The following is a 12,397-nucleotide window of genomic DNA, read 5'->3' on the forward strand; positions in this document are numbered from 1 at the left end:
GGTTGTTTGTCGTACACAGAGCAAAAATACAGAGACAAAAAAGAGAGGCCTTGGCCTCTCTTCTGGTTTTATCGGTATGCGGGATTAAGCGCTGCGGGTCGCCAGATTGATAAAGATCTGGGCTCCGACCAGCAGGCAGTCGTCATCGAGGTAGTAGGGATTCGCATGCAGGTAGTTGCAGATCCCTTTGGCCTGACAGCCGCTGCCGAGGAAGAACATGGCCCCCTTGCGGCCACGGCAGGCGTTGACCATATAGCTGAAGTCTTCGCTGCCGGTCATCGGCTGACCCTGAGCGTTGATCCCCTCGGAGGGCAATACGTCGGCGGCCGCTTGCAGCAGACGGGCGCAGGCATCGGCGTGGTTCTCGACCGCCGGATACCCGGCATAGACCATCTTGGTCTTGAAGCCGCGCAGTTCGCTCTGGGCCACGATCTCCTTGAAGCTGTTCTTCAGGATCTGGTCGGTCTCGGCATCCATGGCACGGATGGTGCCGCGCGCCTGCACATGGTCGGCGATGGCGTTGGGGATGGTGCCGCCGTTGATCATGCCGCAGCCAAACACCGCCGGGCTGAACGGACTGGTGCGCTTGGCGACGATGTAGTCCATATCCTCGATGATCCGCACCGCTTCGCGGATGGCATCCAGCCCCTTGTGGGGGGTGGATCCGTGGGCGGAGATACCGTGCACATCCAGCGTCCAGGCGGAGCCCCAGGAGGACATGACACCGTGGTTGAACTTGATGGTGCCGGTCTCCATGGCGCCGTCGTTATGGAGGGCATAGACCTCGTCTACCCCCTTCATGCAGCCCAGTTCGACCATCTTCTCGGCGCCCGGCACCCGCATATCCTCTTCCGCCATCTGGAAGATAAAGCGGACGTTGTACTGCAGGCGATCGCGGTTGGCGGCCAGAAACTTGGCTGCGGTCAGGGCGATCGCCATATGGGAGTCGTGACCGCAGTTGTGGGCCATTCCCTCGTGGGTCGACTTGAACGCAACGTCGCTCATGTCGTGCATCTCGAGGCCATCCATATCGGCACGGAAGGCGAGGGTCGGCAGCACAGGATCAACCACCAGATCGCCGTGGAAACCGGTGAAGCCCGGGTAGTCGGTGAGACGGTAGCCAAAGCCTGTCATCAGCTCGCGGCAGTAGGCCGAGGTCTTGAACTCGACGCCAGAAGCCTCCGGAATGGTGTGCAGATGGTGGCGCACTTCCTGACTGAAGTCGCGCAGGGCCAACAGGGCCGCTTCAATGTGGATGTTGTTCATCAGATGATCCCTTGAATGGAGAAGCCGAGCTGGGCCACCAGCGAGGCGCCGAAGAAGCAGCAGGTGGAGACGATCATGAAGATCAGGATCACTTTCCAGGACATCTTCTTCAGCTCTTCCAGCTGACCGCCCACCGAGAGACCGGCAAAAGCCAGCAGCGGTACGCAGCAGGAGAGGAAGGAGATCTTGGCAACTGCGTCGATAAAGAGGCCGCGCACCGGGGTTTCCGGCAGGCAGATGAGAATGCCGATGATGGTGGCATAGGCAAATGCCGGCAGGGAGGAGGGCAGATAGCGCTTGGCAATCAGCGAAGCGAACACCACCAGCGACATGGCGACGAAGCTGTCACCCATAAGCCAGAGCGGAGTGCCGGTGGTCAGGGTCTGGGTAAACATAGCCAGCAGGATCGCCAGAAAGACGAACCGCATATCCATTACGATGCTTTTCATGCTTTCTCTCCTTTGGCAGTCAGGGCATAGATTTTTTCAGCGAGCGGCAGACCCAGATAGGTAAGGGAGAGGGCGCCGAGGGCAGACGAGAGCAGGTTCGAGGCTGCCGCGATACTCAGCACCTGCTGGGCCAGCGCCTCATCGAGACCGTTGATCAGGGCGCCGGAGGCGGCACTCAGCATGGAGCCTGAGCCCACACCAGAGCCTGCAGCCAGCGCCAGCGGGTGTAGACCGGTGAGCGGGGCGATACTGCCCAGCACGCTGAACCAGAGGGTGCCGATAACGGAGCCGCACAGGTAGATAGCCAGCACGCCGATGTACTCCTGGGAGCCGGTGCCGAACTTGCCTTGAATCACCGCGACCGACGGCTCACGGCTGATGGAGGAGCAGGCCCCGATGGCGCGACGGCCAAAGCCGAACTTCACTGCCAGTGGAATGGCGATCAGGATTGGCAGCAGGTTGCCGATCTCCTGCAGGAACAACGGCACGCCGACGCTCAGGATCATCTTCAGGTTGGGGATGATCATCCCCGCGTACTGGGTGCCCAGGATCAGCAGGCTGAAGCCCACCATCTTGCCGCAGAAGCCCTCTTCTTTTTCGGTGAAGAGCTGCTTCCAGCCGGGGATGCGATCCTTGACCGGTTTGGCGGAGACAATCATGCCGATGATGACGGCAAACAGCATCGGCAGGATCGGGATGATGGCGATGCCGATCTTGATCTCCTGTTTGCCTATCAGGTACTGGGCCACAAAGATCAGTATGGCGGTTGCCAATATGCTGACCGTGACCGTCTTGAGGGGGCTGGTTTGCTGCATAGTCTTTTCTCTTGTTATTCCCATGTGTGGCCATCGTCAGGATTGTCCAGACCGATGATGGGGGCATCATAGGGAGCGAAGAGGGGCAGGAATGTGACCTTCATCAAGCTGGCCATATGGCATTTTTTCATGGGGTATGCCCTTTAACCCTCTGGATACCAAGGGTTAAATGTCGTTAACAGAACATCAGCATTGGCAGGACAAGATAAGCAAACAGGAGTGAAATGGCGACACCGCCCCGCAGGGCGGTGACGCGTATCAGACGGGCGTTTTGAGGCGGGCACTGCGCAGCAGCAGGGGAAGCTGGTAGAGCACCAGGGCGCCGAGCACCAGTCCGGCACCGGCCAGTTTGGCGCCGCCGAGGGGTTCGCTATAGAAGAGGGTGCTCAGCAGCAGAGTCCAGATCGGCTCCAGCAGCATCATCAGGGCGGCGTGGGCGGTGGTCATCTTGCTCAACGCATGGGTGAGCAGCCAGTAGCGCAATGTGGTGGCGATCAAGACGCTCGCCGCAAACCAGCCCCAGATGCCGTTGCTGACTCCAGCCTCGGGCCACTGTTCGGTCAGCAGGGAGAGCAGGGTGCCGAGCAGGCCGGTCATCGCCAGCTGGATGCAGGTGAGCCAGGTCGGGGCAATGGATTGGGCGAAGTGGCGATGGACGGCAAGCTGGATACCGAGGGTGGTGGCCGCCGCCAGAAACCAGAACAGCGAGAGCGACACGCCCCAGTGGGTACTGCTGGAGAGCAGCAGCAAACCGGCGATGGCGATGGGCAGAGTGAGCCAGTAGTGGCGGCCGGGCTTGGCCCGAAAGGCTCCCCAGGCGGCCAGCGGGGCCATCAGGGTGGCGACGCTCATGATAAAGGCGCCGCTGCCCAGTGCATCGCTCTGGCTGATGGCGGTGACCCACAGCAGCAGGCTGGCACCGAGCAATGTGCCGCAGCCGGCGGCGCGCACCAGTTGGGCTCGGCTCGGCGGTGGCTCGCGTAACCAGGCCAGGGGGAGCAACAGCAGCGCCGCCAGCAGAAAGCGGCTGCCGATAAAGGCGGCAGGGGGCAGTTCGCGGATCGCCTCTTTCGAGAAGAGCCAGCCAGCAGCGGCCAGCAGGGTGACCAGTACCATCAGCAGCAGAGGTGTGCGGTTCATCGGGGTCGTCATGGTGAAATGGAGGGGAGAGCATAAAGGAAAGGCGCCAGGTATTGCTACCTGGCGCCTTTCGCATCTGCCTTGAACCGCCGTCGCGGCTCGCGGCCAGCAATCAGTTCATGCCGTATTATCACACTGCGTGTCTAATGCTGTTTGGTTATGTCTATAGGTTGCATCTATATTGTTGATTTATATCGTCTAAATTTCCATGGTTGTCTAAAGTCATCTTAGGGGATATAAGACAAGTGTGGGTTCAAGTGTGGGTTCAAAATGGCAATCTCAGATTCAAAACTCAAAGCAATGCTGCGTGGTCACGATGATGATACGCCCAGAAAGGTTGCGGACAGGGATGGGCTATCTGTTCTGTGGAGGAATAGCGGAAAAGTCAGCTTCGTGTACCGTTATCGAATTGTAGGCAAGGCAAAAAACCTGACTCTGGGATCCTATACCGGCCAAGAGGGGGGGCTGTCGCTTTCCGAGGCAAGGAAAAAGGCGGCGCAATGTCGAGCTTGGTTGGAAGAGGGCTATGATCCCGCCTTGATGACTAGGATCGGGAAAGATGAAAGGCTTAAGCCTGTCACGGTTAAAGATGCACTCGAGTATTGGCTCTGTCATCACGCCGATAAGAAAAGGTCGAACAGTGAGAAGCATCGCCAGCAATTTGCTAAGTGGGTCTATCCCCGTATCGGAGATCTTCCTTTGTCAGATTGTGATACTCGTCACTGGTTGAGCGTCTTTGACGAATACTCGAAGGTAGCACCTGTGGCTAGTGGGTATTGTTTCCAAAACTGTAAGCATGCTCTGAAGTTTTGCCGTGTCAGACAGTTTGCAGTGAGTAATGCATTGGATGACTTGACCGTCGCTGATGTTGGGCAAAAAGCAAGTAAGCGAGATAGGGTTCTGACGCTAGAAGAACTGCGAACACTATGGGATTGGGCTGAGAAGCTAGGTCCATATTGCTACTACGGAAATTTGGCCAAGATTCTATTGTCGTTCGGTGCAAGAACTCAAGAAGCTCGGCTATCAGCACCCGAAGAATGGAATCTAGCCGAAGGTACATGGACAGTACCTGCGTCTAACTCAAAAACAGGTAATAAAATCGTGAGACCAATACCTGATTTTATTCGGCCGACGATAGACGCCTTGCTGAAAGCAGCCGCCGCACAGTCATCCCCATACTTGCTAGGGGAACTCAAGCGACCAGAAGCGGTAAGTCAGTGGGGAAGGGGGATTTGGAAGCGGCTCGGGCATAGCGCCCCTTGGACATGGCACGATCTGCGAAGGAGCTTGGCGACCCGCCTAAACGAGGCTGGGATTGCCCCTCATGTCGTGGAACAAATTTTAGGCCATGCTCTACCTGGTGTAATGGCTCACTATGTTCATACGGTTCGGTTACCGGAGCAAAAAATGGCTCTGGAGTTGTGGGGAGGGATTTTGAAACCATCAGAAAAACCGGCAGACAATAATATTGTGCATCTACAAGTGGGATAGGGGAGTACAGCAGCTCTTTTCTTAAATTCGATTTTTAGACTGTGCCTATGGAGGTTACATCGAGTGTACCCTCCATTTTTACCCAGCCTGTACAGCCATGCTGGCCATGTTAGCCGCAGTTACAGAGCTGGAGCCTGTAAAAAACAGAAAGGCCACACTCTATCGGCATGGCCTTATCTATTTAGACGAGGAACTCATCCAGCTGACGACCTTGTTCGAGTTGTTCAGCCAAGAACTTGGGTGTGCGGCCCTGACCGGTCCAGGTATGCTCCACCCCATTCTTGACGTAACGGTATTTCGGAGGACGAGGGGCTCGTTTAGCTTTTTTGTCGATTGCAGCAAGTAGTTCAGCTGGATCAATTCCAGCCTTGTCCATCAGCGTTTGGAACTTAGCCAGCTTTTGCTCGTGTGCTGTCGGCTTAGTTTTACCCTGTTGCGTCGAGTTGAGAACCCACCCTTTTTGTGCTCCTTTACCAAAGGTGCGAATTTTTTTGCCACTTGATAGTGTAGTATCTGCATACGCAAGTACATCTTGAATAAACAAGTCGCGAATATCATTAAGCATTTTTTGTTGATTCGTAGCCGTTTGAAGGTTAATGCGGCTTCGTGTACCTCGATACGAAAACACATCTCCATTTCTAACCTTTTCCCGCCACATCTCACCGATTGACTCCATGATATTAAAATGTTTGCTCCAGTTCTCTTTTAAAAATAAAATCACATGCAGGTAATATCCCCTGACAGAGCAGTAATCCATCTTCCATATATAACCATCAATATATTTCATTATGGGGTTCTTAGCACCATTTCTAAACACTGCATTTCTGCCGGCACGTAGCGTCATTAGCCTGTAGTCATTTACCTGAGAGGGGGTTTTCAATCTCAATTCCAACGCCTTTTCAAACTCAACATCATACTCATCATCAAACTTGAAATTGAACCCTAGGCAAAATCGTATGGCATGAGTACTGCCACTTTTCATGATGGTATTGGCATGTTCCATCACTGAAGCCACGTTTTCTTGCACATTGAACAGCCTTTTACTGGTTGCTTTTTTATAGGCTGGCTGATTGAATATCAAATTGAATCGATTAACGAAGGCGGTAATCAAATCCATCGAAAAGTAACGTTCAAAATCGCCTTTATTTGTTATGTCGATTTTGTTTGCATTAACGGTATTGATGAAAAGCGACACTGCAGGATGCACATTGAGGTGTTGCAAAAAATCATCATGTCCTAAAATGGCGCTCACATTCATTTTCAACAAACGCCTTATTCTCTCCTTTATGTTTCTTTTTTGTACCTTGGTGAATATGCGCCGTTGATTTACATTTTCTATCTGCACGTTACTTTGAATATCTGAATTCAAATCTTCCAAGCTGTTGTATGTCTCGAGTCGGCGACCGATCCGAGGGGGGGTGTGAAAGTTAAACTCTCTGATATATGAGATAAAATGCAGAATCTTATATATGCAAAGGAAGGTATCAAAGTCATCTGTCAGAATTTTTTTGTTACTGTACACCGAGTCAGACGATTTATTTTCCGCAATAAAAATATCTATCTCGGCATTTTTACCTGCACTTAATCCTTTCTCACCTAATCCCTCTCGTGAAAATGCACCATGTATGTTTGTCCTTGTTCGCTTAGCTGCGACGACCCACGCATCATTGCAATCATATATTGCATACGGTCTCGCTATATTGGTTGCGATTTTTTCTTCATTCTTTTTTTTGGAGGTTATTCTGCGCGATGGTTTTAAGTGCGCTTCGGGCGGTACCACTTTATCCTCATTAGATAAGTGGCTGGTGGAAGATAATTCACTTGATGCAATTTTGGCATCGTCGCTCTCGATTTCTCTAACTACAAATCTTCTTTGGCTTTTTACTATGTCTCCAATTTCGCGAGCCAACTTACTTTTTACTTTTTTAGCCATATCATCTTCACCGTAATTCTAAACAGACAATGTCAAATCACTTAAAGTGCAGAGTAGCGCATTATCTTAAGGTAAGTTGCGTTTGTTTTTCATTATTGCAATTCAAGTCACAAATCAGGCCTAGAGGTATCTTTTGATATAATGTGGTTGCAGTTGGCTGGCCGTGTAGACCCTTTGTTTCCCAACGTCCATATCGCAAAACGGCCCTCATAAACCCACTAAAAAACCACGGATGTGGTACGTAAAAAATTTCTTACATGCCCCTAGCTGACCTTAAATGGTGGATTCAGACCTCCATACAATGCAAATGAGGGGCTGGTTGCTAACGTAATGCCTTCATTGTGCTCTCACCCGCTCGAGTTAATCATGTGTTTTTTAACGGGCCCGCTCTTCTGATGAAACAACCCACTACATCATCAGGAGTACACACCATGAACAACACCATCAAAGTCCTGCGCATCAAAGACCTCATCAACAAGATTGGCATGGCCAGGTCTACTATCTATGACTGGCTTAATCCCAAGTCTCCTCGTTATGACGAAACATTCCCCAAACCCTTCAAGATAGGTCAGGCCTCTATTGGTTGGTTTGAGCACGATGTTGATAGCTGGCTTATTCGTAAAAGCCAGTCTTGAATGCATTTTTTCCATCCCTAGTGAGCTCCATAACTTCCAGCGTTATAAATCATACCTTGATAGGCTCATGGGTTAGGGAAATAGCCATGCCTTCTTATATATGTTTTTGGCGTTTTCGTAGGTAAGGCATGCGTATCACGTTTAGGTATATTTATTATTTGATATCACTACCATTCATTAAACATTACTTCTATTCAATACTATTCCTACGCTATGTACAGCCACCCATATACAACCAATAACCATTACCACTATCGCGTACCATTACACCACTCCCATGTGGTGGTCATGCTACCACCAGCATAGTTAGCCAATACCACTCCACTAATCGCCCCTATATGCGCGTGTGTCTATCACACAGCGTAGGGTTACTCCTGCCTAAGCGAGGCCATCATGTTTAATTCAATTAAGCTATTAGATATCCTTACACTTACCGATAAGCTCCAGCATATGACATTCCCGATTGTCAGGGCTGTTTATTCAGCCCCAGGTAAGTCATACATCACTTGCGTTGACCGTAGGCTATCAACCAAACTCTTTAATGTATTGGATACTGTGTGTGATTATTTTTATTGTCATGAGGAGGTATCGTCAGCGCATCCAACGGTATCGCTATTCCTAACGCATATGCGAGAGGTTTATGGATTGCATCTCATCCATGAGCGATATCTCGATAGTGATGTCGGTGACGAATTAGCCAGGGGTATCAATAACGCGCTGTATGCGTTTCTAAGAGAGTTCAAGAGTAAGGCGCACCGTAAGTGCCTCAAGAACCTTGAACGCGTTGAGAGCCGCAATCAGCGCAGTATAGCGACGTATGTTAATAGCCTATTCGACCAGCATGCCAAGCTATTAGTCATCCGATTGGATATCGGCTATCACGAAGACTACTACGACCAGCTCACGTTAGACCTCGTGACGGAAGATCGGAATTGTTACCTTCGTCGAGTACAGAACAAATATCCCGCTCTGTTAGGCTATATCTGGAAAATGGAGTTCGGTGTTGATAGACGTTTCCATACCCACATTACGTTCATTTTTAATGGGGCAGTTCACCAACGAGATATCTCGCTGGGTATAGCGCTGGGAGAGGTATGGGAAGATATGTCCGACAATAACGGGAGCTATTTCAATTGTCAGGTCAGGCGGGAGGAATATCGGGAATGGGGAACTGATGGTATTGGGATGGTCCACTACAGCGATACAACCAAGCGCATAAACCTGATTAATGCGCTGAGTTATCTGACCAAGCTGGATACGCAAATATTGGCGGTATTGCCAGCTGGTCGTCGGACCTTCGGGCGTATGGAGAGACCATCACGCCAACCTCGCCTTGGCAGACCTAGGTTATTGTTCTGTCGGTCTGATTGAAAAGGAACTCAGATAGATATTATCAAGGGAGAGTAAACAGATATCGCTGTGAAGCTGCTTGGGAGCGCCATTACGGCCTCCCAAGTTATTGACCCTGGCATCGGGTGTCAGTCAGTCACAGATGCGCACTGCGAGCTGTTAAGGCGCCAATCGTGCCACCAGCTTATCTACCACCTCCAGCACCAGCGCTCTGTCCTCTGTATCGAGCTTAGCCAACTGTTGGCTGAGCACAATGCCTTGTTCGGTGGGGCGGTTGCTGGTCTCACGCAGGAAGTCTGCAAGCTCACACTCAAACAGCTGGGCGAGCTCTGCCAACCGCACCACGGTAGGCACCACTTTTCCCCGCTCCATCCGAGAGACCGCTTCCATCCCGATATCCAGGTGCTCTGCGACTTGATCCTGGGTCAGTCCCGCTTGTTGGCGTTGCCGTCCAATCGCTTTACCGACGCTTTTGGCTAGATCGTCAAAGTTGATGTCTGTCATAAGTCCTCCAGTCAACCTGTATGGTTGGCCATGGACTTATTGACATTAAGGACCCTTTGGGGTGAGGATCACCTCATTAGATCTAATTTAGTGAAGTAGTCACCCCAACATCGAAAGGAGTTCGACACGATCTCACCTCTGGCCACTTTGTTGACTGAGTCTGGTTATCGATCCAGCACTCCCACTGACATTACTCGAATGTCTCGCCTACCCGATAGATTCGCCTTATCGGCCCGGCTTTCTTTTGCCATTTACACATTACAGGAGACTCCTCATGCCATTAGTCCTGATCTGGGTTGGACTTGCTTTATTACTGGGATTTGTTGCGGCTGGTAACGGACGCTCATTCTGGGGCTGGTTCATTCTCGGACTTATAATTGACCCGATTTTAGCCGGATTACTTTACTGGTTGATTTGCAGAGATAGTTGATTATCGGATGCACATGTTAATGGTCAAAATTGAATCATGAAGGTTGGTAATATGGGACTTTGGAAAACGCTTACAACTATAAATGGCAATAGCTTGGGTGGCCTTATCATCAAGCTCATTTATAACGTACCTAAGATGAGCGACAGGACGATTATTGATATTGTTACGGGAAGGAAGTGGGCCCCTGAATTCATCAAAATGTTAGCCGCCAAAGAAGGGGCGCTGCGCTCTCTCAAAATGTGACGAGCCTCGCTTTCACCAAGGAAATTGTATAGCCCCCTCTGACTGCCGGGTGATGCTGCGCAATGACATCGGTGGTCAGCTTGGGGGGACCCATTTCCCACTCAAGCTCAATTACACCGAAAGCTGGCGGCTGGTCATGACCGAGCCGTGCCGATTGAGGGAGGTCATCCTCTTCACCAATCTGGGCAATGCCTCTTACACCATTGAATAACTCGTTTGGAGAGTGACATGACAGAAAAAATCAGACTGGCACTGTGGTGCACATGGTTATCGCTGTTTGCTTTACCGACCTGGGCGGCGCCCCAGTTCACTGTGCCAACGGTCACTAAACGGGTACCGGCCAACGTTGAGGGCACCCTCAATTTCGCCAGCATGCAGTTTTGGATAGAGACCTCGAAAGGGGAACGCATCATGTTGATGCCGCTGGATGAAGATGAGCCAAGGCTCATCCCCAGTGTCAGCCAGCCGGTTTCACTGAACGGCATGATGCTGACCTACTCGGATGGTAGCCGTTACTTCGAACCCTCCTTTGCACCCTCGTCAGCCGCATCAAGTACCGCGTCATTTACCATCGTGAAAAATGACGATTACAACATCGAGATCCGGTATGGGGGTGAGGTACTGCTGCGCACCGATGAATATGACGCCATCACGCTCACGCACCGATTGCCGCTGGCCAATGGGCAGGCGGTCTTGTTTGAGCTGCACAGTGGCGGTGTGGCATGCCCGGTACTCTATCAGTTCGCGGTCGCTCAGACGGGGGCGCTGACCATGCTTTCACAGCCCTTTGGTACCTGCAGCGACGAAGGCAAGCTGACCCCCGCCCCCAACGGTTTCACCCTCGACCTGCCCGGCAATCCTCGTCAGCGCTGGGTATGGGATGCCAACAGCTTAACGCTGCGCAAGCAGTCCTGACCACCAGCCTCCACACATTCACCACCATCAGGGCACCTTCGGGTGCCCTCTGTTTTATGCCGCATTTTATTTAAGGAACGGTTCATGCCATTACCACAACCGGGGGACCACCTCGTTTCACCCCGCACCGGTTACCAGCACCACGGTATCTATCTGGGAGACCATCAGGTTATCCACTACCAGGGGGTCAGTGCCGGTATACATTCCGGTCAGATAGCTATCGCCACCCTTGCCGAGTTTAGCCAAGGGCGGGGCTATCGCATCCAGCACCATAGTGCACGAGCTTTCAACCGGGAGGAGAGTATCGACCGTGCTTACTCCCGTCTTGGAGAGGCGCACTACAGCACGCTCTTTAACAACTGCGAGCACTTCGTGCTCTGGTGTATCGAGGGCTTTCACAACAGCAAGCAGATTAACCAGCTGATTGCCACGGGGTGTATCGCACATCAGGTGCTTCACTCTGTGGCTCGGCAGCCTACCCTTGCGGCCCTGCCTAGCATGGCCACCAGCACGGCACTGAATCCATCAGCAACGACTGTGGTGACCGCTGCAGTCGGTACGTTGCTGAGTAGCTCGGCCACCTCGCTGGCGGCACCCTTGGCTGCCACCTACGGCCTCTACCGCGCTTGGCGCTGGTTCAGGGATTAACGGTTCTCACATTCGATACCAAAAGGACACACCATGATGACCATGCCATTTCACTTGGCAGGGATGGCCCTGCCGATTTCCCCCGAGCTGCCTGACTTACTGCGCAAAGTCGTGCGGGAACAACAGCGCGACCTCACCGACCTCTCGACCCTGACCTTCAACTTTCGCAGCCCCGGCTACAGTGCCGAGACGGGTGGCGTCCATCCGGTAGAGTTGCGGCTTATTCGGGGATTGCACGGCTGGGTCTTCGATTACATCACCGACTTCAGTTACCAGGGGCTGGGCCAGGATGCCGAGCTCTGCAAAGAGCTCGACTTCAACCTCTCCTGCGACGAACACTATCTGCAGGGCTGGGGACCACTGCCCGGCGTGGAAGCGCGGGAACTGTTCGCCCTGTGGCAGAGCAATTTCATTAGCTACGCCCAGTTGGGGTATTTCACCGTCACGGTCAGCGGGGAGTAGGAGGTGTGTGATGACTAACGAACTGCCGCTGACCCACTACTCGCGCCAGTGGCTGGGACTGGTCGCCGCCAAGGCCAAGATACAACCGCGCCACCGTGGCCAGCGCTGGTTACTAC

The 12,397-nt window shown here is 52.3% G+C and carries 14 protein-coding genes; 8 read left to right on the plus strand and 6 right to left on the minus strand.

What is annotated here, in order from left to right:
• Nucleotides 1–84 precede the first annotated feature (84 nt).
• The 4 genes from OKC43_RS20460 to OKC43_RS20475 form a co-directional block, all read right to left on the minus strand.
• Nucleotides 85–1,266: a M20 metallopeptidase family protein gene (locus OKC43_RS20460; protein ID WP_236271642.1), complete on the minus strand. Its 1,182-nt coding sequence runs from the start codon at nt 1,264–1,266 to the stop codon at nt 85–87.
• Entirely contained in the window at nt 1,266–1,715 is a 450-nt protein-coding gene (locus OKC43_RS20465) for a hypothetical protein (RefSeq protein WP_005349183.1), read from the minus strand. Before OKC43_RS20465 ends, OKC43_RS20460 begins: the two co-directional genes overlap by 1 nt.
• Nucleotides 1,712–2,530, minus strand: coding sequence for a DUF3100 domain-containing protein (locus OKC43_RS20470; protein ID WP_236271643.1), 819 nt, complete (start codon nt 2,528–2,530; stop codon nt 1,712–1,714). The genes OKC43_RS20465 and OKC43_RS20470 overlap by 4 nt, the downstream gene beginning before the upstream one ends.
• A gap of 258 nt (nt 2,531–2,788) precedes the next feature.
• Nucleotides 2,789–3,670: a DMT family transporter gene (locus tag OKC43_RS20475; RefSeq protein ID WP_236271644.1), complete on the minus strand. Its 882-nt coding sequence runs from the start codon at nt 3,668–3,670 to the stop codon at nt 2,789–2,791.
• A gap of 270 nt (nt 3,671–3,940) precedes the next feature.
• On the opposite strand from OKC43_RS20475, the gene OKC43_RS20480 reads away from it, so the two are divergent.
• Nucleotides 3,941–5,161 carry a tyrosine-type recombinase/integrase gene (locus tag OKC43_RS20480; protein WP_182927250.1) on the plus strand — a complete coding sequence of 407 codons (1,221 nt, stop codon included), beginning with the start codon at nt 3,941–3,943 and terminating at the stop codon, nt 5,159–5,161.
• Nucleotides 5,162–5,342: 181 nt separating this feature from the next.
• Here OKC43_RS20480 and OKC43_RS20485 read toward each other — a convergent pair whose 3' ends face one another.
• Nucleotides 5,343–7,094 (minus strand): H-NS histone family protein, encoded by a 1,752-nt coding sequence (locus tag OKC43_RS20485; RefSeq protein WP_231556990.1) that lies wholly within the window; start codon nt 7,092–7,094, stop codon nt 5,343–5,345.
• Between the two features lie 431 nt (nt 7,095–7,525).
• On the opposite strand from OKC43_RS20485, the gene OKC43_RS20490 reads away from it, so the two are divergent.
• Together OKC43_RS20490 and OKC43_RS20495 are read left to right on the plus strand one after the other, a co-directional pair.
• Nucleotides 7,526–7,729, plus strand: a complete 204-nt coding sequence (locus tag OKC43_RS20490; protein ID WP_042649675.1) for a helix-turn-helix transcriptional regulator — start codon at nt 7,526–7,528, stop codon at nt 7,727–7,729.
• 393 nt (nt 7,730–8,122) lie between these two features.
• Entirely contained in the window at nt 8,123–9,100 is a 978-nt protein-coding gene (locus OKC43_RS20495) for a YagK/YfjJ domain-containing protein (protein ID WP_231556989.1), read from the plus strand.
• Nucleotides 9,101–9,238: 138 nt separating this feature from the next.
• Here the strand turns inward: OKC43_RS20495 and OKC43_RS20500 are convergent, their stop codons facing one another.
• On the minus strand, nt 9,239–9,583 hold the full coding sequence (locus tag OKC43_RS20500; RefSeq protein WP_043851830.1) for a helix-turn-helix domain-containing protein: 345 nt from the start codon (nt 9,581–9,583) through the stop codon (nt 9,239–9,241).
• 274 nt (nt 9,584–9,857) lie between these two features.
• Between OKC43_RS20500 and OKC43_RS20505 the strand changes: the two genes are divergently transcribed.
• The 5 genes from OKC43_RS20505 to OKC43_RS20525 all read left to right on the plus strand — a co-directional run bounded on the left by OKC43_RS20505 (nt 9,858) and on the right by OKC43_RS20525 (nt 12,281).
• Nucleotides 9,858–10,013, plus strand: coding sequence for a hypothetical protein (locus tag OKC43_RS20505; RefSeq protein ID WP_113721835.1), 156 nt, complete (start codon nt 9,858–9,860; stop codon nt 10,011–10,013).
• 51 nt (nt 10,014–10,064) lie between these two features.
• Nucleotides 10,065–10,256 (plus strand): hypothetical protein, encoded by a 192-nt coding sequence (locus OKC43_RS20510; RefSeq protein ID WP_043851829.1) that lies wholly within the window; start codon nt 10,065–10,067, stop codon nt 10,254–10,256.
• Nucleotides 10,257–10,484: 228 nt separating this feature from the next.
• Nucleotides 10,485–11,171 carry a hypothetical protein gene (locus OKC43_RS20515; protein ID WP_234923786.1) on the plus strand — a complete coding sequence of 229 codons (687 nt, stop codon included), beginning with the start codon at nt 10,485–10,487 and terminating at the stop codon, nt 11,169–11,171.
• Between the two features lie 84 nt (nt 11,172–11,255).
• A complete protein-coding gene (locus OKC43_RS20520; RefSeq protein WP_201976392.1) occupies nt 11,256–11,819 on the plus strand; it encodes a lecithin retinol acyltransferase family protein in 564 nt (187 codons plus the stop codon).
• 36 nt (nt 11,820–11,855) lie between these two features.
• A complete protein-coding gene (locus OKC43_RS20525) occupies nt 11,856–12,281 on the plus strand; it encodes a DUF2787 family protein (RefSeq protein WP_198506623.1) in 426 nt (141 codons plus the stop codon).
• Nucleotides 12,282–12,397: the final 116 nt, after the last annotated feature.

It is taken from the genome of Aeromonas sp. Y289-2 (genome assembly GCF_027705925.1).
Taxonomy (GTDB): Bacteria; Pseudomonadota; Gammaproteobacteria; order Enterobacterales; family Aeromonadaceae; genus Aeromonas; species Aeromonas veronii.